Origin of the sequence: Streptomyces megasporus (genome assembly GCF_000718985.1) — a bacterium.
Taxonomy (GTDB): domain Bacteria; phylum Actinomycetota; class Actinomycetes; order Streptomycetales; family Streptomycetaceae; genus Streptomyces; species Streptomyces megasporus.
Genome location: NZ_JODL01000041.1, coordinates 1 through 19,227 on the forward strand (window position 1 = coordinate 1; position 19,227 = coordinate 19,227).

Genomic DNA, 19,227 nt, shown 5'->3' on the forward strand with positions numbered 1-19,227 from the left:
CAGGCCGGAGATCTCCCCCGCGGCCTGCTTGGCGTACAGGCCCTTGACGTCCCGTTCGGAGCAGACCTCGACCGGCGTGGCCACGTGCACCTCCAGGAAGGCGGTGCCCTCCGCCTGGTGGCGCTTGCGCACCGCCTCGCGGCTGTCGGCGTACGGCGCGATGACCGGCACCAGGACCTTCACGCCGTTGGAGGCGAGCAGTTCGGCGACGAAGCCGATCCGCTGCACGTTGGTGTGACGGTCCTCCCGGGAGAAACCCAGACCGGCGGAGAGGAACTCCCTGATCTCGTCGCCGTCCAACACCTCCACGCGGTGTCCCTCGGCGCGCAGTCGGTCGGCCAGCGCCTGGGCGATCGTGGTCTTGCCCGCGCTCGGCAGACCGGTGAGCCACACCGTGGCTCCCGTGTCCGCGCCGGGGACGGTCGCCCCGCTCATCTGCCGCTCCTCATCAGTCGGGTATTCGGGGTGCTCGGAGTGCTCGGGTGTACGGTCGCGGTGCCCGCCATCAGCCGTGCAGTCCGCACTCGGTCTTGCCCCGCCCGGCCCAGCGACCGGCCCGGGCGTCCTCGCCCTCCCGCACCCGGCGGGTGCAGGGGGCGCAGCCGACGGAGGCATAACCGTCCATCAGCAGCGGGTTGGTCAGCACGCCGTGCTCGGCGACATAGGCGTCCACGTCCCGCTGCGTCCAGCGGGCGATGGGCGAGACCTTCACCTTGCCCCGCCTGGCGTCCCAGCCCACGACCGGAGTGTTCGCCCGGGTCGGGGACTCGTCGCGGCGCAGGCCCGTGGCCCAGGCGTCGTACGCCCTCAAGCCCTCCTCCAGCGGCTTGACCTTCCGCAGTGCGCAGCACAGGTCCGGGTCGCGCTCGTGGAGCCGGGGCCCGTACTCGGCGTCCTGCTCGGCGACGGTCTGCCGGGGGGTGAGGGTGATGACGTTGACGTCCATCACCGCCGCCACCGCGTCCCGGGTGCCGAGCGTCTCCGGGAAGTGGTAACCGGTGTCCAGGAAGACCACGTCGACGCCGGGGATCACACGCGAGGCCAGGTGCGCGACGACCGCGTCCTCCATGGAGGAGGTCACGCAGAAGCGTGCCCCGAAGGTCTCGCCGGCCCAGCGGAGGATCTCCGTCGCCGGGGCGTCCTCCAGCTCACGGCCCGCCTCCTCGGCGAGCCGCCGTAGTTCCTCGGCGGTCGGGCGCGGGACGCTCCGCTCGTCCGTGGCGGTCATCGTCGGCCCTCTCCTTCGCCGGCGTCGGACCGCCGCAACCCTTTGGCCAGCAGCCCGAGGAACGAGAGCTTGAAGGCCCGGTTGCAGGACGCGCACTCCCACGCGCCGTGACCGATCTCGGACGGCCGCAGGTCCTCGTCGCCGCAGTACGGGCAGTGGAACGGCGTGGCGCGCTCGCTCACTTCAGGGCCCCCTCGTCGGCACGCGCCGCCCACTGGGCGAAGCGCTCGCCGTCCTGCCGCTCGGCGTGGTAGCGGGTGAGGACGCGCTCGATGTAGTCGGGCAGCTCGGCGGCGGTGACCTTCAGACCGCGGACCTTGCGGCCGAAGGCCGGGTCCAGCCCCAGGGAGCCGCCCAGGTGCACCTGGTAGCCCTCGACCTGCTTGCCGTCGGCATCGGTGACGAGCTGGCCCTTGAGGCCGATGTCCGCGGTCTGGATGCGGGCGCAGGAGTTGGGGCAGCCGTTGACGTTGATGGTGACCGGCTCGTCGAACTTCGGCAGGCGGCGCTCCAGTTCGTCGATGAGGGAGGACGCGCGGCCCTTGGTCTCGACGATGGCCAGCTTGCAGAACTCGATGCCGGTGCAGGCCATGGTGCCGCGCCGGAAGACGGACGGCCTGGTGGTCAGGTCCAACGACTCCAGACCCTCCACCAGGGAGTCCACCTGCTCCTCGGTCACGTCGAGGATGATCATCTTCTGCTCGGGGGTGGTTCGCACCCGGCCCGAGCCGTGGGCCTCCGCCAGGTCCGCGATCTTGGTGAGGGTGGCGCCGTCGACGCGACCGACCCGCGGGGCGAAGCCGACGTAGAAGCGGCCGTCCTTCTGGGCGTGGACGCCCACGTGGTCGCGCCAGCGCTGAGAGGGGAACTCGGGCGCGGGGCCGTCGGCCAGCTTGCGCTTGAGGTACTCGTCCTCCAGCACCCGACGGAACTTCTCCGGGCCCCAGTCGGCGACGAGGAACTTCAGCCGGGCGCGGTTGCGCAGTCGGCGGTAGCCGTGGTCACGGAAGATCGACACGATGCCCTCGTGGACGTCGGGCACGTCCTCCTCGGGCACCCAGGCGCCCAGTCTGACGCCGAACTTGGGGTTGGTGGACAGGCCGCCGCCCACCCACACGTCGAAGCCGGGGCCCAACTCGGGGTGGCGGACGCCGACGAAGGACACGTCGTTGATCTCGTGGGCCACGTCCAGCAGCGGGGAGCCGGAGATCGCCGTCTTGAACTTGCGCGGCAGGTTCGAGTAGGCCGGGTTGCCGACGACGCGGCGCTTGGTCTCCTCCAGGGCGGCGGTGCCGTCGATGATCTCGTCGGCGGCGATCCCGGCCACCGGCGAGCCGAGGAAGGCGCGCGGGGTGTCGCCGCACGCCTCGGTCGTGGACAGGCCCACGGCCTCCAGCCGGCGCCAGATCTCCGGGACGTCCTCGATCCGGATCCAGTGGTACTGGATGTTCTGCCGGTCGGTGATGTCGGCGGTGCCGCGGGCGAACTCCTGGGAGATCTCGCCGACGACGCGCAACTGTTCGGTGGTCAGCCGTCCGCCGTCGATGCGGACGCGCATCATGAAGTACTCGTCCTCCAGCTCCTCCGGCTCCAGGACGGCCGTCCTGCCGCCGTCGATGCCGGGGCGGCGCTGGGTGTACAGGCCCCACCAACGCATCCGGCCCCGCAGGTCGTTGGGGTCGATGGAGGCGAAGCCGGTACGGGAGTAGATCGTCTCAATGCGCGTCCGCACATTGAGACCGTCGTCGTCCTTCTTGAACTGCTCGTTGCCGTTGAGCGGGGTGAAGTGCCCGGCGGCCCACTGGCCCTCGCCGCGGTGGCGACCGGCCTTGCGGCGGGACGGGGCAGCGCTGGCTGGCTTGGCGGTGTCGGCCATGGCGGTGTTCTTGTCCTTCGGCTGGGCTCGGCTGCACGGGAGTGGCCCGGACCCGCGGGAAGCGCGCGGACATGCGCGAACACGGGGGTACGGACGTGAAGCGGGGGGTCGCCTGCCCACGGTGACGGGGCGGCGGGGGTACGGCGGTGCTGGGACTGTCAGCCCGCCGAACAGATGGCGCTGGACATGCGGCCGAGGTCGACGTGCCGCCGACTCACCAAGGCAATTCCAGCTCGAGACATGGCAGAAGCGTGGCACGCGTTTCTCGCGGCCGTCCACCTTTGTCCGGATCACGGACAAAGGTGTCTCGACTGGTGATACTTGTGGCTCTGGTCACATCAGGTTTCGGGCACCCGGCCACGGTCCCGGAGTGGGGACGAGGGGCTCCTCCTCGACCGTGGTGTCGTACACCCGGAAGCCCCGCTTCACATAGTTGTCCAGGGCGTGGGGGCCGTCCTTGCTGCAGGTGTGCAACCACACCCGCCGGGTGGCCTCCCGCCCCGGCCGGCGCTCCGCCATGTCCCAGGCGCGGGCCGTCCCGTACGACAGCAGGTGCCCGCCGATGCCCCGGCCGCGGAAGGCCGGGATCAGGCCGAAGTAGACGATTTCCACGGCCCCTTCCGGCTGAGCCTCCAACTCGACGTACCCGGCCGGGGTGCCGCGGTCGTACGCCACCCACGTCTCCACGCCGGGCCGCTCCAGGAACTCCCGCCACCGCGCGTACGTCCAGCCCAGCCGGTCCGTCCAGGTGACGTCCCCGCCGACGGCGGTGTAGAGGAAGCGGCTGAACTCGGGGCTGGGGATCTCCGCCCGGACTATTCGGACGCCGGAATCGGCGTCCGGGACGCGGGCCGGGGAGAGGTCCTCGGGCGAGGTCTGCTCCAGGAACCACGTGGTGACGGTGACGGTGTCGCTCATGCGGGGCAGTGAAACACACCCGTGCGACGGGTCGGTCTCCCGTCCCACCCGGTGCGTGACGCATGCCACGACAATGGTCCGCATGCCCCCGACCAACAGTTCCCGGACCGGTCGCCCCGCGCCCGAGGCCCCCGTCGCCGTCCTCGGCGAGTGCGTCGCCGACGCCTTCACCGTCCCGTCTCCCGGCGGCGGGGCGGGCCCGTCCGTCCCCACGCTGAGCCTGGAGGTGCTGCCGGGAGGCGGTCCCGCCAACACCGCCGTGGCCCTCGCCCGGCTCGGCACCCCCACCCGTTTCCTCGGCAGGCTGTCCGGGGACGTCTTCGGCCGGCTGTTCCGCGAGCACCTGGCCGGCTCCGGCGTGGACCTCACGGCGGCGGTCGAGGCGGCCGAACCCGCCACCCTGGCGATCGCCGACCTCGACGCGACCGGCCGCGCCGACTACTCCTTCCACGCCGAGGGCACCGCCGACTGGCAGTGGACGGACGACGAACTGGAGAGGGCCGCGGCGGGAGCCGTCTCGTGCCTCCACACCGGCTCCCTCGCCCTGGTGAGGCCGCCGGGCGGCGAGGCGGTGGAGCGACTGCTGGCCGAGGTGCGGGAGAGGGCCACCGTCTCCGTCGACCCCAACGTCCGGCCCCTGCTGGTGGACCCGGCCGTCTACCGGGCGCGACTGGCGCGCTGGTGCGCGCTCGCCGACGTCCTGCGCCTGTCCGGCGACGACCTCGACCACCTCCTGCCGGGCAGCGGACCGGAGGAGGCCGCCGACACCTTCCACGGGCACGGCGTCCGCCTGGTGGTGATCACCCTCGGCGGCGACGGCGCCCTCGCCTCCCTCGACGGCGTCCGGCTGCGGGTGCCGGCGCACCCCGTCACCGTGGTCGACACCGTCGGCGCGGGTGACGCGTTCACGGCCGGGCTGCTGCACGCCCTGCACACCGGCGGCGTCCTCGGCGGACGTCTGGAGGGCCTGACCGTCGACCTGTTGGAGGACGCCCTCGCCACCGGGGCGGCCGTGGCGGCGGCGACCTGCGCGGTGCGGGGCGCCAACCCGCCGTGGGCGCGCCGGACGGGCGGGTCGCCGCGCGGGTGACCCCGCCGCGCCGGCTTCCGTCTCGTCCGACTCCCGCGCGGTGCGGGGCGCGTGCCTCACCCGACCGCCGGCCGGGCCCGTTCCACGATCGCGGCCAGGTCCAGGGCGGGCGGCAGGGTGCCCCAGACCGTGCCCCGCTCGCCGCCCAGCCGGGACGCGCAGAAGGCGTCGGCGACCTCCGGCGGCGCGTGCCGCACCAGCAGCGCCCCCTGGAGGACCAGCGCCGTCCGCTCGGCCACCCGCCGGGCCCGCGCCTCGATCCCCTCCAACTCGGCCAGTTCGCCCAGCAGTTCACGGATCGCGCGGTCCAGCCGGTGGTCGGCGCCCCGGGCCCGCCCGATCTCGGTGAGGAAGGCGGTCAGCGCCTCCGGGTCCTCGCGCACCACCCGCAGCACCTCCAAGGCGAGGCGGTGGCCCGTGTCCTCCCCGGTCGGGTCCGGCGGCGCCCCGTGCGGCAGGGCGGGAACGCCCGGCCCGCCGGCGCAGCCGTCGCCGCCCAGGAGGTCCAGCGCCTCGGCCGCCGCCGGCGCGCAGCGCCCGACGAGCAGGTGCGCGGCGGCCGGCACCGCGACCCGCAGCAGGGCCCGGTCCCGGTCGGTGCCGCCGTCGCGTGCGGCGGCCAACCGCAGCGCGAGCGCACCGGCCGCCTCCGCCTCCACCGCCAGGTCGGCCAGCACGTTGCGCACCGACGCCTCCTCGCCCGGCGGGAGCGCCCGACCGTCGTGTCCTCCGTGGTGCGCGACGTGGTGGACGGCCCGGACCACCGCCTGCCGCAGCACGGCCGCCGAGACGGTCACGCGGTCCGACCGCAGCGCCTCGGTCACCGCCGCGGCCACGGCGGGCCCCCGCCCCTCCGCGCCGATCCGACGGCCCCGGACGGTGCCGTCGAACTCCACCTCCGCCGCCGGAGGGCCGGGACGGCTCGGGGCCGCGTCCGCGGGCGGGTGGACGCGCGGACCGCCCCGGCCCTCCGGCGGCGCGCACGGCGCCAGGAGGGGAACCGGCCCGGCGGGCGTCCAGGCCCGGACCAGGAGGACGTCCGCCAGCACCGCCGGACGGAGCCGGACGCGTCCGGTGAGGAAGTGCTCCGTCCCGCCGGGCGCGGGCTCGGCGCGGACGCCGTCCGTCCCCACGGCGATCGCGGCCGACGACCCGGCGGTGCCCACGAGGTCCACGGTGTCCGTGGAGTCCACGGCGTCCACGGGCCCCGACTCCGCGCGCAGTGCCGCGGCGACCGCGTGCGTCGACGACAGCGACAGACAGTGCCCGGCCTCGACCTGCGCCCACACCAGGAGGGCCGCCGTCCGCCGCAGCGCGCCGTCCGGGCGCGGACGGGCGTCGGACGGCACGGCCGTCGCGCCCCGGCGCAGCAGCCGGCGCCAGGCCGGGTGCACGTCCAACCCGCCGTCTCGCGGCGCGGGCGGACACGCGGCGGCCCACGCCCCCCACTCCAGCACCCGGGCCGACCCGGCCGCCCGGCCCAGCGCGGTCAACTCGGCGCGGATCTCCCCGAGCCGCCCGGCGTCCGCGTACCGTTCGACGCCCTCGACCAGGGCGCGATCGGAGGAGAAGACGTCGAGGCCGGTCAGGGGCGCCGGCCCGGTGGCCGGGGTGTGAGTCGTGGAGGACATGCCGGATACGTTAGGGGACGTGGAACCAGCCCCCTCGTCCCCGAAGCGGTCCCCCGGCACGCTGCACAGGGCTCGTGCCCTGTACCGCGACGTCCCCAAACGGAAGCTCGCCTGGCTGCTGCTGAAGGACACCGTCAACTCCTGCATGGAGTACCGAGTCCTGGGGCTGGCCGCGGAGGCGGCCTTCTTCACCCTGCTGTCGCTGCCGCCGCTACTGCTGGGCCTGATCGGGCTGCTCGGCTACTTCGACGCCTGGATCGGCACCGACACCATCGACAGCGTCCGCGCCAACATCCTGGAGGCGTCCGCCGCGGTCCTGTCCGAGCGGGGTGTCAGCGATATCGCGGAACCGCTGCTCGACGAGGTGATCGCGGGCGGCCGGCCCGACGTGATCTCCGTCGGTTTCGCGCTCGCGCTGTGGTCCGGGTCGCGCGCGGTGAACGTCTTCATCGACACCATCACCGTCATGTACGGGCTCGACGGACACCGCGGCATCGTCGCCACCCGGCTGCTCGCCTTCGGCCTCTACCTGGTCGCGCTGCCTCTGGGCGCGGTCGCCCTGCCGCTGTTGATCGTCGGCCCGGACGCGCTGGTCGAGTGGGTCCCCCCACTGGAGCCGCTGGTGCCGATCCTGTACTGGCCCGTGGTGGTGCTGGTGTCCATCGCCTTCCTCACCACCCTGTACCACGTCTCGGTGCCCGTCCGCTCGCCGTGGGTGGAGGACGTCCCCGGCTCGCTGGTCGCCCTGCTGATGTGGATTCTGGGCAGCTTCCTGCTCCGTCTCTACCTCACTCGCACCGTGGAGGGGCCGACGCTGTACGGGTCGTTGGCCGCGCCCGTGGCCGTCCTGTTGTGGATCGGCATCTCGGCCTTCGCCGTCCTGGTGGGGGCGGCCGTCAACGCCGCCATCGACCACGTGTGGCCCTCGGTCGCCACCGCCGTCGCCCGCCGCGCCACCGAGCGCGCCCGCGAGCAGGCCGCGGCCGAGGTGGTGGCCGCCGCGGCCGCGCGGCGCGCGATGCGGGAGGCCGAGGGCGGTGACGGCGGGGACGACGAGGACGACGAGGAGGGCGAGGAGGGCGACGAGGACGACGAGACGGGGGAGCCGCCGGCGGAGTTCCCCGAACGCTGGACGAAGTTCCTGCCACCGGCCGACGTGCGCTCCCGGCTGCGTTCCCGCCACCGCCACTGACGGCCCCCGCACCGCCGAGGGGTCCACACGGGCGAACGCGCCCGGCCCGGGACGCCTCGCGCCCCGGGCCGTCGTTCGCGACCGGCCACCCGGTCGGGTCACCTCCTCCTGCGACCACCGCCGCCCTCGGTGCTCTTGCTCCTGCCGCCCCTGCCGATGGCCAGGAGGGCCAGGCTGAGGAGGATGGCGAGGGCGCCGATGATCACGTTGTTGACGACGGTGCGGGTGGTGTCCACCTCACCCGACACGACCCAGGGGGAAACGATCAACCACACGCCGATCGCGGCCGGAACCCAGCTCATGCCGTACGTGCGCTCGTAGGCCGTGGCGAAGGCCAGACCGAGCAGCGCGAGCGTCAGACCGCAGACGAGGTTGTTGACGGCCAGCCTGGTGAACCCGTCGAAACCCACGATCCACGGTGAGATCGCCAGGTACAGACCGGTCAGCATGGTCAGGGCTTCCAGCCCGCGGGCGGTGGGGGTCGACGCCGCCTGCGCGTAGCGTGCACGCATCTGCACCAGATCGGGGTGTTCCTCGATGCGTGACGTGGGTGTGGCCATCTGAAGCCACCTCCTTAGAGGTTTACTCCCTTCAAACCAATTTTCACCCATATGGCCTCTCGTGTCTCCCCGGAGAACCGCCACGGGAAAAACATCGGGGAACTTGTGGGAACCCCGTGAAAGGAGCGGCGGGGAGGGAGCACCGCCCTCCGCTCCCCCGAGACAGCCGGAGACGGGGCACTGCCCCCGCCCCCGCCCGCCCCGCCCGAACCGGACGGGGCGGCTACCGTGGGGCCCCGTGACGCCCGAGACCTCCGCCGAACCGTTCGGACCCCGACAGTTCCAGCTCGTCCTGCTCCGTCGGATGGCCGACTTCCAACCCGAGAAGGTGCTGGACGCCCTGCGCGACCTGGACGCCGACCGGGCCGAGATGCGCGAGGCCAACCGCCGCTGGCAGGCCATGCTCCGCTCCCCGCGCGGTCGGGGCGCGGTGGCCCGCTACCGCTCGGTGCTCGGCGAGCCCGAGACCGTGGAGCCGCGCCGGGTCGGCGACCTGGACTGTCGGGCGCTGCGCTGGCCGGTGCCGCTCTGGCCCGACCTGCGCCTGGAGGTGCTGACCGCACCGGGCGGGGCGGTGTGGAACGAGTGGCTGGTGCGCGCGCCCGGCGCGGCCGGTCCCGACCCGCGCACCGTCGAGGACCTGGCCCCGTGGAGCTGCACGGTGGACGAGGTCGCCCGCGCTTTCGCGCCCGCCCGGCCGATGGAGGGCTCGGCTCCCACCCGTTGGCGGCTGGCCTTCACCGCCCCCGACCGGCGGGGCGAACTCCACCGGGTGATCGCGGAGTTCACCTGGGGACTGCTCCAGCGGCTCCCGGAGCGCTGACCGCCGACCCCGACCCCGACGCCAAACCCCGGCACGGCGGGCGGTCGGCGGTCACGGGACCGGCGCGCCGCGGCCGGAGTGGACCAGACACAGACCGGCCTCGACCAGCGCCCAACCGATCCGGCGGCGTACGGCGGCCGTCCGGCGGGCCCTCGGCGCCGAACGCGGCGACGAGGCGGCGCGCGCCAGGCGCCACAGGTCCGCTTCCCGCCGTAACGCGGCGGACCGCGTCCGCAGGACGGCGAGGTGGACGTCGGGGTGGGAGTCGTGCACGGGGCCTCCGGAGTCGGTCGGGTTGGGTCGGGTCGGTCAGCCGTCGGAGCGGGGGAAGCCGTGGAGGTGGATGCGGTACCGCTCGGCCCGCTCGTCGTCGCCCCGTCCGTCCTCGGCGCGCTCCCGGTAGCTCTCGATCAGCTCGTGGATCCGGTCGTTCAACTCCCTGGCCAGCTCGGGCGTCAGCCGCAGGGTGAAGTCGCCGAGTTCCGAGGCCCGTCGCCACTCGTCGGGCCAGTCGTGGTGGGTGCCCAGCCAGGTGCCCAGCTCGTGGGCGTGCACGGTGGCCGTCTCGTGCAGCAGCAGGTCGAGCGCGCCGCGCACCTCCGGGTCGGGGTGCCGGACGAACGTCTCGACGTCGTCCACCCGTGTGCCCTGGTGTGCCGCCTTCCACCAGCGCTCCCGCGCGGTGCCGCGCCCCGTCTCCTCCTCGACGAAGCCGTACGCGGCGAGCTGCCGCAGGTGGTAGCTCGTCGCCCCGCTGGACTCGTCGAGCCGGTCGGCCAACCGGGACGCGGTGGCGGGGCCGTACTCGCCCAGCGCGCGGAGGATGCGGATGCGCAGGGGGTGGGCGAGGGCGCGCAGCGAACGGGGATCGAGGGTGCGGACGGTGTGACGGGACTCCGGCATGGAATGACCGTACGGGTGCAAAGAAAGCTTTGCAAGGGATTGGTTGCAAAGGGTTCTCTGCATCTTGAGCGGGGAGGGCCGGCACCGTGTCCGATTTCCGCCAGTGGCGGGGCGGTCGGCGGCGCACACTGGACTGCGTGATGGACGACGACAGCAGGTACGAGGCGGTCCGCAGCCGGGACGAGCGGTTCGACGGCGTGTTCTTCACCGGCGTGCTCACCACCGGCATCTACTGCCGCCCCAGTTGCCCGGCCGTCACCCCCAAGCGGGAGAACGTCCGCTTCTTCCCCTCGTCGGCCGCCGCCCAGCGGGCGGGCCTGCGAGCCTGTCGCCGCTGCCGGCCGGACGCCGTGCCCGGCTCGGCGGAGTGGAACGTGCGGGGCGACCTCGTCGGCCGCGCGATGCGGATGATCGCCGACGGGGTCGTGGACCGCGAGGGCGTCGAGGGACTCGCCGGCCGCCTGGGCTACAGCGTCCGACAGGTCCGCCGCCGGCTCACCGAGGAACTCGGCGCCGGACCGGTGGCCCTGGCCCGCGCCCAGCGGGCGCACACCGCCCGGGTGCTGCTCCAGACGACGGCGCTGTCGGTCACCGAGATCGCCTTCGCCGCCGGCTTCGCCAGCGTGCGGCAGTTCAACGACACCATCCGCGAGATCCACGCCCGCACCCCGAGCGAACTGCGGGCCGCGGGCCGCGGCCGGCCGGCCGCCGAGGGCGGGGGAGTGACGCTGCGGCTCGCCCACCGGGGGCCGTACGCCGCCGGAGAGGTGTTCGACTTCCTCGGGCGCCGGGCCGTACCCGGTATCGAGGAGGTCGTCGGCGAACCGGGCGACCGCGTCTACCGGCGCACCCTCGCCCTGCCCTACGGGCACGGGATCGCGGACGTCGGCGAGGCGGGCGGCGGGGCGGACGGCGCGGGCGGGGGCTGGCTGCCGTGCCGGCTGCGCCTGACCGACCTGCGGGACCTGACCACCGCCGTCCAACGGGTGCGCCGACTGTTCGACCTGGACGCCGACCCCTACGCCGTCACCGAGCGGCTGGGCGCCGACCCGCTGCTGGGCCCCCTGGCGCGGCGGCGGCCGGGGCTGCGCTCGCCGGGCGCGGTCGACCCGGGGGAGTCGGCGGTGCGCGCGGTGCTCGGCCAGCAGGTCACCGTGGGCGCGGCCCGCACCCTGGCGGGCACCCTCGTGGCGGCGTACGGCAAGCCGCTGCCCGCTTCCGACGGCTCCCTCACCCACCTCTTCCCCGACCCCGACGGCCTCGCCGAGGCGCCTCTGACGGAACTGGGCATGCCCGAGAGCAGGCGCCGGACGATCCGCACGGTCGCCACGGCCCTCGCCGACGGCACCGTCGACCTCGACCCCGGCGCCGACCGGGACGAGGCCGAGCGGGCGCTGCTCGCGCTGCGCGGGATCGGTCCGTGGACGGCGGGCTACATCCGGATGCGCGCGCTGGGCGACCCGGACGTCTTCCTGCCGGGCGACGCGGGCGTCCGACACGGGGCGGCGCGGATCGGGGCGGCGGCGGAGCACGCCGAGGGGTGGCGGCCCTGGCGCTCCTACGCCGTGCACCACCTGTGGAACGCCACGGCCCCCAGCCATGAGAATCACCGGAACACCACGACCCCGGAGACACGATGAGCACCCTGTACACCGTCCACCCCAGCCCGCTGGGCGAGTTGCTGATCGCCGGCCCCGAGCCCGGCGCGCTGGCCTCGATCACCGTGCCCGGTCAGAAGGGCGGCGCCCGGGTGCTGCCCGACTGGCGGCGCGACGACGCCGCGTTCGTCGAGGCGACCCGGCAACTGGACGCCTACTTCGCCGGGGAGTTGAAGGAGTTCGACCTCACCCTGGCCACCCGGGGCTCGGAGTTCCGCGAGCGGATCTGGGCGGCCCTGGACCGCCTCCCCTACGGGAGCACCGTCACCTACGGCGAGTTGACCGTCATGGCGGGGCTGGAGCCGCGGTCGGTGCGGGCCGTCGGGGGCGCGGTCGGCTCCAACCCGCTGATGGTGGTGCGCCCCTGTCACCGCGTCGTCGGCGCGAACGGCTCGCTGACCGGGTACGCGGGCGGGCTGGACCGCAAACGGTGGTTGCTCGCCCTCGAAGGGGTGCTCTGACCCTTCACCCCAACGCGCCTCCGACACGCGGGAGTTGGCTGAGGTGACCCGCCCGTCGCGGGCATGGACAATCGAGGGCATGAGCCGACAGGGGGAGAACGCGGGCAGGCCCGACTGGTGGGGCCGGCTCTATGACGGGGACGCGCCGGACACCGGTCGCGCGGCGGCGGACGACAGCGTCGACGAACGCTTCGACTCCGCCGCCGGCACGGTCGGTGTGGCCCGCACTCCGGTCCCCGCGCCGCCCACGGACACCGAGACCACCGAACCCGACCAACACCCGGGCGGGCACCCCGACGAACATCCCGACGGACACCCAGACGGGCACTCCGACGGACGCGGTGGGCCCGACGTGGACGCCGAGGCTCCCACGGCCCTCACCAACGCCCCCGGTGCCGCGGATTCCGCCGCCGCGAACGCCGACGCCCCGGGTGCCGCGGACACCGCCGACGCCCGCCCGGCCGTCTCCCCGGCCGTCCTCCCGGCCGTCCACGAGCCCGAGCCGGCCGCCCTCCCCGCCGCCGACCCCGACGAACCGGCCGACCTGCCGCCCGACACCGTGTTGGAGGAGGCACGGCACGGGTCCTTCACCCTGCGCGCGGCCTCTCTGCGCGGCGCGGCGGCCCGCGAGCGGGGCGAGCCGCGCCGCGACGCCCTGCTCACCGCCCGCTTCGGCGCCGGCCGTGACGCGCTGGTGCTCGTCGCCGTGGCCACCGGCCCCCGCGCCGTCGCCGGGGCGCACCGGGCCGCGCGGGAGATATCCCGGTGGGTGGGATCGGCCGTCGGGCACAGCCACACCCGACTCGTCGAGGACATCCGCGCCGCCCGCCGGGACGATCTGAAGTCCGGTCTGCACCGGCTGACCGGCCGCGGCTACGGCCGGCTGCGCGCCCGCGCGGCCGAACTGGGCCTGGCGGCCGAGGAGTACACCGCCGACCTGCGCTGTCTGCTGCTGCCCGCCGATCCCGAGTGCCGGGTCCGGGTGTTCTTCGGGGTGGGGAGCGGCGGGCTGTTCCGGCTGCGGGACGGCCGGTGGCAGGACATCGATCCCGGCGGTCGCGGACCGGGCGCCCGCGCCGGTGCCGGAAACGCGCCCCGGGCCGAGGAGTTCGGGGGCGGGAGCCTCGTCCCCGACCCCGGTCCCGCCCCCGCGATGTCCGGACCGTTCCGCTTCCGGGCCTCCCTCGCCCGTCCGGGCGACACCCTGCTGCTGTGCAGCGCGGGGCTGGCCGCGCCGATGCGGGACGGACACGCCCTCGCCGACCGGCTGGCCGAACGCTGGTCCGACCGCGAGCCGCCGGGACCGGTCGGCTTCCTCGCCGACGCGCAGTCGAGGATCGAGGGGCACACCGACGACCGTACGGCCGTGGCGGTCTGGGAGCACTGACCGGCGGCGGTCGGCGCCCGATCCACGCTCCCGAACGCCCTCGCCCCGGTCCGCGGACACGGACCGGGGCGAGCCGGGAAATCGGAGGGCCTGTCGCTCTCCGTCAGCCGAACTGCTTCTCAATCGCGGCGAGTTTGGCCTCCAGGGAATCCAGCCGCGGGCTGGTGAGGCTGTCGTCCGAGTCGAAGCTCGACGCCGGGCGCGGAGGATCGACCTTGCGCAGCCCGTCCGCGCCGACCCCGCCGCCCTCGTCCGAGGCGGCCTGGAGCGCGGCACGCGGTCGGGGAGGCTGCGGAGCGCTCGCGCCGCGCTCCAACTCCACCTGGGGCGCGTCGTCGTCCCGGTGCGGCAGCCGGCCACGGCTGATCGCCCGCAGTCGGGCCCGCTCCAACTTCTTCTGCTCACGGGCGCGGGCGCGCTCCTGCTCCTTGCGGCGCCGCTCCTCACGGACCTCGTCGACCGCCTCGTCCAGCGTCCGCACGCCCTCCAGCAGCATCAGCGACCAGGCGGCGTAGGTCTCGCGGGGCGCGCGCAGCCACCGCACGACTCGGATCTGCGGCAGCGGACGCGGCACCAGACCCTGCTCGCGCAGGGCGGCGCGGCGGGTCTGCTTCAGAGCCCGGTCGAAGAGGATCGCCGCCGCGATCGACATGCCGGCGAAGAACTGCGGGGCGCCGGCGTGCTCGTCGCCGCGCGGGGCGTGCACCCAGTTGAACCACGCCGCGGCGCCCGCGAACAGCCACACCAGCAGCCGGGAGCCGAGGGAGGCGTCACCGTGGCTGGCCTCGCGGACGGCGATGACGGCGGAGAACATCGCCGCGCCGTCCAGTCCGAAGGGAACCAGGTACTCCCAGCCGCCGGAGAGTCCCAGGTTCTCCCGACCGAAGCCGACCAGGCCGTGGAAGGAGAGGGCGGCGGCGACTCCCGCGCAGCAGAAGAGGAGGACGTAGGAGGCGACGGCGTAGATCCCCTCCTTGCGGCGGCGCCGCTCCTCCATGCGCTCCCAGGAGTCCTGGTTCTCCTCCTCGTTCCTGTGGCGGCCGTTCCCACGGCCCATCAACACGACCGCTACCAGGGCGCCGAGGAGCAGTACGGCGCCCGGCAGCACCCAGTTCATCGATATGTCCGTCAGTCTCATCCGGGGGTGTCCCTTGCCTGGCGGCATGCCGTTGGACCGGCCCCGCCGTGCTCGCATTGGCTTCGTTGACGCGCAGCATCCTGGCGGAAAACAGATTGAGTGGCAGGCCGTTTGAGCCCAAGAAACCGCCATTGGTGGCCAGAACGCGCGAACAGGAGTGTAGCGAGCCGAACTTCCTGTCGATATCCGGCCGGGGGATCGAAACCGACGGGTTACCGAACCGTTCGCGAGCGGTCAGGCCGCGGCCGACCCGCTCAACCGCCGGACACGGTCGGCGTCGCACGTCCGGGGGCAGGTGACGCAGGTGTCCTGGGGGCGCAGGGTGTAGAACAGGCAGCAGCTCGCCCGGTCCCGGGTGGGGAACGTCTCGCCGTTCGGCCCGGACAGCGTCCGGAAGCCCGCACCCTGCGGATACGGGGCGAGGGAACCCGGCAGCAGCGACTCCGCCTCGGCGATCGCCCGCCGCTCCTCGCCCAGCAGGTGACCGACGTACCACAGGCCCTCGGCGATCTCGTCCGTCACCATGCCCCACAGCGCACGCGGCCCGCGGCGCATGCGCGGCCGGAAGGCGTCCAGGATCGGGGCGAGGTGCTCGGCGACGGACTCCCGCACGGCAGCGCGCAGCGCCTCCTCGTCCGCGACGACACGGGCGCCGGGCAGCCGGCCGGCCGGGTCTTTGGGCAGGCAGGAGAAGCCCTCGATCCGCACGGTCATCCGGCCCGACGCGCGGTCGTAGGCCACCGCGTCCACCGGGACGCGCGGCACCCGGCGGTGGAGGAACCAGGGGACGGTGACCAGCAGGCAGGCGGACCAGGCGTAGCGGTGCAGTCCGAAGCTGGCGACCACGTCCGGACGGGCCTGCTGCCCGTAGTCGCGCCGCACCTGCTCGTCGTCCCAGGCCAGGAAGGCGTCCAACACGGGCCCGCCCTCGGCCAGTTCGGCGGCCCCCACCCAGCCGCCCCCGCGCGGCAGCTCCGTGCCGACGGACGCCTCGGTGACCCGCAGGCTCGGCAGGACCTCGGCCAGCCGGGAGTAGGACGCGGCGAAAGGCGATGCGGCGGACGCCTTGGGCGCCGGGGCAAGGGTGCACATGGCCATGCGAGTACCACCGGATCGAGGTCGTTAACAGGTAAGGCTTACCTTACCCCAATGATCCGTAAAGCGCTCCTGCCGGTCCGCCGTCCCCTGATCCGAACCGCGTCGGGAGTCGTCCGAGCCCGACTCCCGACGCCGCCGGGACGCCGTCAGGAAGCGGGTTCGGACGACTCTCCGGGCGGGCCGAGCCGGTCCGCCAGCCAGGCCGGCACCCCGCCCAGCAGACGGAACAGGCGCCGTGCCTCGGCGATCAGCCGCTCCGCCTCCGGCTCCGGCTGGACCTCGGCCAGGGAGGCCAGGGCCGGGGCCATGCCCACCAGGTAGCCCAGCTCCTCGCGCAGCCGCAGGGACTCCGCGAACCCGTGCCGGGCCTCGGCCGCGTCGCCGGCGCGCAGGGCGATCCCGGCCAGGTGCCGCCAGGTGAAGGAGCACAGCAGGAGGTCGCCCTGAGCGGTGGCCGCCGCGTGCGCCCGGCGGTACGCCGCCCGCGCCGACTGGGGGCTCTCGCCGAAGTGCTCGGTCATCAGGCCGCGCCGGAAGTCCAGCAGCGCCCGTCGGGCGGAGGCGGGCGGCAGCAGCGCCGCGGCCCGGCCCAGCGCGGCACGGGCCTCGTCGGCCCGATCGCGGATGCCCAACACCGTGGAGGCGTAGGCCAGATGGCCGCGCTCGCAAGCGGCCGCCCCCCGCTCCTCGTCCGAGTCGGCCAGGGCCTCCGCCGTGCGCAGCGCCTCCTCGGCGCGCTCCCAGCCGTCGCCGGTGAACATGCAGCGCTCGCCCAGCAGCGCCGCCCGCCGCAGCGCGGCCGAGACGTCCTCCCGCTCGACGTACGGTTCCAGCAGGGCCGCCGCGTCCTCCCAGCAGCCGCGCGACCTCAGCCGCCACACCGCATGGCCGAGGGGATCGCCATCCGCCCCGCCGTCCGAGCCTTCCAGCCGTACCGAACGTGACATGGCGGTCTCCGTCACAGTGCCCTCCCCAGGCGTGCCGTCGAGCCGGATGTGAGCGAATCTCAGCACGAACCGTGGTGCCCAGCCAAGAGGAAAGTGTGAACGGTTTCACAATCTTGGTATGCCATTGGTGTGATAGAGAAGATCATTTGATCGTCCACTCGGACGAGTGTTCGCAGGCCCGACGTACCGGGGAGGTCGGGGGAGGTGCGGGAGAGGGGCCTACGGCCGATCGTCCCCGCTCCACCAGCGGTCGTCCTCGTCCCACCAGTGGTCGTCCGGCTCGCGACGGTTGGCGACGATCGCCGCGACCGGCGGGATGACCATGGCCACCACGCACATCGCGATCGCCAGGGGAACGGACCACAGCCGCACGAATCCCCAGGCGCCGATGAACAGGGCCAGGCAGACGGTCATCAGCGTCAGGTAACGACGGCGCCGGCGTGCGTACACACCCCCAGGGTAGGTCGGGCGGGAGGGCCGGGCGTCGCTTCCCGGCGGGCCCGTCAGCTCATGCGCAGGGCGAGGAAGAAGTCCACCTTGTCCTCCAGTCGGGACAGGTCCCGGCCGGTGAGCTGCTCGATGCGGCCCACCCGGTAGCGCAACGTGTTGACGTGCAGGTGCAGGCGGGCGGCGCAGCGCGTCCAGGAGCCGTCGCAGTCGAGGAAGGCCTCCAGGGTGGGGATCAGCTCGGCGCGGTGGCGGCGGTCGTACTCGCGCAGCGGGTCCAGCAGCCGGGCGGTGAAGGCGCGGCGCACGTCGTCGGGGACGAACGGCAGCAGCAGCACGTGCGAGGCCAGCTCCTCGTGGCCCGCCACGCACACCCGTCCCGGACGGGCGGCGGCCACGCGCCGGGCGTGCCGGGCCTCCTCCAGGGCGCCGCGCAGTCCGTCGGGGGAGTGGACGGCCGCGCTGATCCCCAGGGTCAGCCGGCCGCCGCCCTCCAGACCGCGCTCCAGCGGCACCCGGAGGGCGTCCAGCAGGGCGGCGGGGGCGAGCGTCGAGGCGCCGTCCGGCCCGCTTCCGGCACCGCCGTCAAGGACCGTGCTCTCGGCGGCCCCGGCGTTCCCGGTGTTCCCGGTGCTCTCGGGGGCCGCCTCGGAGCCCTCGGAGTCCTCGGAGTCCCCTGGGTCCCCCGGGCCCACCGGGAGCGGGACGAACGCCACCGCCTCCTCACCGGCCAGGGCCACCGCGACCCGGTCCCCCGCCTCGCCTCCCGAGGAACGGGGATCGACCAGCGCCTCCTCCAGCAGCGCCCCGGCGATCCGCGCCGGCCGGTCCTCCGGAAGGGCGGCGCCGTCCTCCCGGTCCACCTTGGCGACGACCACCTGCCAGTGCGGGGCGGTGTCCAGGCCGGGCAGCAGCACGGGGGCCACGACGCGCAGTCGGGCGGCGACCTCGGCCGACGGCGCCCCGGTGCGGATCAGCTCCAGCACCTCCCGGGCCAGCCGGCGTCCCACCGTGCGGGAGGCGTCCCGGCGCTCGCGCTCGACCGCGATCAACCGGGTCACGCCGTGCAGCAGGTCCAGCCGCTCGGCCGGCCAGTCGCCCGCGTCCGCCTCGACGACCAGCACCCAGGACGGCAGCGTCGACAGCACCCCCTCACGCGGGTCCCGTTCCTCGTCCAACACCGGGAACAGCGAGTGGACGACCCCCTCCACCGTCGTGCGGTGCGGGCCGCGCCGCCCCGACCGCGCCGCCGCCAGGTGCTCGCCCGCCAGGTGGGCCCGGACCTCGGCGGGCAGTCGGTCCGCGCCGGCCCCGGCGACCGGGCGGCCGGTGGAGGACAGCACCCATGCCCGCAGGTCCAGGTCCGAGCCCAGCAGGTCCAGCACCGCGTCCGGGCCGCCGCCCGCCGGGCCCGAGGACATCAGCCGCCGGTGCCGCTCCACCACGGCGGCCAGGTCCCCGGCCCGTTCGCCGGAGACCTGCCGCACCACGTGCTCGGTGATCGTCGCGAAGGCGACGTCCTCGTCCACCAGGAACAGCGGCATCCGGTGCCGGACGCACGCCCGGACCAGGTCGTCGGGCACCGCGTCCAGTTCCGCCTCGCCCGCCGCCAGACCGGCCACCCCCGCCTCGGCGAGGGCGTGGACGAACGACTCGGAGTCCTCGGGGGAGCGCCGCCAGGCCAGACCGGTCAGGACCAGTTCGCCGCCGGACAGGTAGCGGCTGGGGTCGCGCAGGTCGGTGGTCATCACACCGCGCACGGACCGGTCGAGTTCCTCCTCGCCGCTCAGGAGGCGCAGACCCAGGAACTCGGTCTCCAGCAGTGCGCGCAGCCGCATTCTCGTCGTCCGCCGATCTTCTCGTGTCACTC

20 protein-coding genes and 1 pseudogene are annotated in these 19,227 nt (G+C 74.4%); 6 read left to right on the plus strand and 15 right to left on the minus strand.

All coding sequences use genetic code 11. The features are described from left to right. The 6 genes and pseudogenes from cysC to IF47_RS0124895 all read right to left on the minus strand — a co-directional run. Positions 1–450: pseudogene (gene cysC, locus IF47_RS0124875) on the minus strand (adenylyl-sulfate kinase); the annotation flags it as partial. 55 nt (positions 451–505) lie between these two features. Beyond that, positions 506–1,228, minus strand: a complete 723-nt coding sequence (locus IF47_RS0124880; protein WP_031511245.1) for a phosphoadenylyl-sulfate reductase — start codon at positions 1,226–1,228, stop codon at positions 506–508. Next, a complete protein-coding gene (locus IF47_RS0124885) occupies positions 1,225–1,410 on the minus strand; it encodes a transposase (RefSeq protein WP_031511247.1) in 186 nt (61 codons plus the stop codon). The genes IF47_RS0124880 and IF47_RS0124885 overlap by 4 nt, the downstream gene beginning before the upstream one ends. Continuing rightward, the gene (locus IF47_RS0124890) at positions 1,407–3,104 is read right to left on the minus strand and encodes a nitrite/sulfite reductase (RefSeq protein ID WP_031511248.1); all 1,698 of its coding nucleotides are present in this window, start codon (positions 3,102–3,104) and stop codon (positions 1,407–1,409) included. Before IF47_RS0124890 ends, IF47_RS0124885 begins: the two co-directional genes overlap by 4 nt. Positions 3,105–3,262: 158 nt before the next feature. Beyond that, entirely contained in the window at positions 3,263–3,346 is an 84-nt protein-coding gene (locus tag IF47_RS32180) for a putative leader peptide (protein WP_359331488.1), read from the minus strand. A gap of 91 nt (positions 3,347–3,437) precedes the next feature. Then, entirely contained in the window at positions 3,438–4,022 is a 585-nt protein-coding gene (locus IF47_RS0124895; protein ID WP_031511249.1) for a GNAT family N-acetyltransferase, read from the minus strand. A gap of 82 nt (positions 4,023–4,104) precedes the next feature. On the opposite strand from IF47_RS0124895, the gene IF47_RS0124900 reads away from it, so the two are divergent. Further along, positions 4,105–5,112 (plus strand): carbohydrate kinase family protein, encoded by a 1,008-nt coding sequence (locus IF47_RS0124900; protein ID WP_031511250.1) that lies wholly within the window; start codon positions 4,105–4,107, stop codon positions 5,110–5,112. Positions 5,113–5,168: 56 nt separating this feature from the next. Here the strand turns inward: IF47_RS0124900 and IF47_RS0124905 are convergent, their stop codons facing one another. Then, positions 5,169–6,743, minus strand: coding sequence for an acyl-CoA dehydrogenase family protein (locus tag IF47_RS0124905; RefSeq protein ID WP_031511251.1), 1,575 nt, complete (start codon positions 6,741–6,743; stop codon positions 5,169–5,171). A gap of 19 nt (positions 6,744–6,762) precedes the next feature. On the opposite strand from IF47_RS0124905, the gene IF47_RS0124910 reads away from it, so the two are divergent. Further along, positions 6,763–7,935, plus strand: coding sequence for a YihY/virulence factor BrkB family protein (locus IF47_RS0124910; protein ID WP_031511252.1), 1,173 nt, complete (start codon positions 6,763–6,765; stop codon positions 7,933–7,935). Between the two features lie 98 nt (positions 7,936–8,033). On the opposite strand, the gene IF47_RS0124915 is transcribed toward IF47_RS0124910, so the two are convergent. Beyond that, complete coding sequence (locus IF47_RS0124915; protein WP_031511253.1) at positions 8,034–8,495, minus strand: SPW repeat protein; 462 nt, start codon at positions 8,493–8,495, stop codon at positions 8,034–8,036. 304 nt (positions 8,496–8,799) lie between these two features. Here IF47_RS0124915 and IF47_RS0124920 point away from each other — a divergent pair, with 304 nt between their 5' ends. After that, positions 8,800–9,318, plus strand: a complete 519-nt coding sequence (locus IF47_RS0124920; RefSeq protein ID WP_245641232.1) for a hypothetical protein — start codon at positions 8,800–8,802, stop codon at positions 9,316–9,318. 51 nt (positions 9,319–9,369) lie between these two features. Here the strand turns inward: IF47_RS0124920 and IF47_RS0124925 are convergent, their stop codons facing one another. Next, positions 9,370–9,591: a hypothetical protein gene (locus tag IF47_RS0124925; RefSeq protein ID WP_031511255.1), complete on the minus strand. Its 222-nt coding sequence runs from the start codon at positions 9,589–9,591 to the stop codon at positions 9,370–9,372. Positions 9,592–9,627: 36 nt separating this feature from the next. After that, positions 9,628–10,221: an ArsR/SmtB family transcription factor gene (locus tag IF47_RS0124930; protein WP_031511256.1), complete on the minus strand. Its 594-nt coding sequence runs from the start codon at positions 10,219–10,221 to the stop codon at positions 9,628–9,630. Between the two features lie 140 nt (positions 10,222–10,361). Here IF47_RS0124930 and IF47_RS0124935 point away from each other — a divergent pair, with 140 nt between their 5' ends. The 3 genes from IF47_RS0124935 to IF47_RS0124945 all read left to right on the plus strand — a co-directional run bounded on the left by IF47_RS0124935 (position 10,362) and on the right by IF47_RS0124945 (position 13,727). Then, entirely contained in the window at positions 10,362–11,861 is a 1,500-nt protein-coding gene (locus IF47_RS0124935; RefSeq protein ID WP_037733337.1) for a DNA-3-methyladenine glycosylase 2 family protein, read from the plus strand. Beyond that, complete coding sequence (locus tag IF47_RS0124940) at positions 11,858–12,340, plus strand: methylated-DNA--[protein]-cysteine S-methyltransferase (protein ID WP_031511258.1); 483 nt, start codon at positions 11,858–11,860, stop codon at positions 12,338–12,340. The genes IF47_RS0124935 and IF47_RS0124940 overlap by 4 nt, the downstream gene beginning before the upstream one ends. Positions 12,341–12,419: 79 nt before the next feature. Beyond that, on the plus strand, positions 12,420–13,727 hold the full coding sequence (locus IF47_RS0124945) for a protein phosphatase 2C domain-containing protein (protein WP_031511259.1): 1,308 nt from the start codon (positions 12,420–12,422) through the stop codon (positions 13,725–13,727). A 103-nt stretch (positions 13,728–13,830) separates the two neighbouring features. On the opposite strand, the gene IF47_RS0124950 is transcribed toward IF47_RS0124945, so the two are convergent. The 5 genes from IF47_RS0124950 to IF47_RS0124970 form a co-directional block, all read right to left on the minus strand. Then, on the minus strand, positions 13,831–14,865 hold the full coding sequence (locus IF47_RS0124950) for a DUF2637 domain-containing protein (RefSeq protein WP_031511260.1): 1,035 nt from the start codon (positions 14,863–14,865) through the stop codon (positions 13,831–13,833). Positions 14,866–15,099: 234 nt separating this feature from the next. Next, a complete protein-coding gene (locus IF47_RS0124955; RefSeq protein WP_031511261.1) occupies positions 15,100–15,963 on the minus strand; it encodes a (2Fe-2S)-binding protein in 864 nt (287 codons plus the stop codon). Positions 15,964–16,109: 146 nt separating this feature from the next. Next, positions 16,110–16,910: a hypothetical protein gene (locus IF47_RS0124960; protein ID WP_051718205.1), complete on the minus strand. Its 801-nt coding sequence runs from the start codon at positions 16,908–16,910 to the stop codon at positions 16,110–16,112. 219 nt (positions 16,911–17,129) lie between these two features. Further along, positions 17,130–17,360 (minus strand): DUF3099 domain-containing protein, encoded by a 231-nt coding sequence (locus tag IF47_RS0124965; protein ID WP_031511263.1) that lies wholly within the window; start codon positions 17,358–17,360, stop codon positions 17,130–17,132. Positions 17,361–17,413: 53 nt separating this feature from the next. Continuing rightward, positions 17,414–19,195: a PucR family transcriptional regulator ligand-binding domain-containing protein gene (locus IF47_RS0124970; protein WP_031511264.1), complete on the minus strand. Its 1,782-nt coding sequence runs from the start codon at positions 19,193–19,195 to the stop codon at positions 17,414–17,416. Positions 19,196–19,227 lie beyond the last annotated feature (32 nt).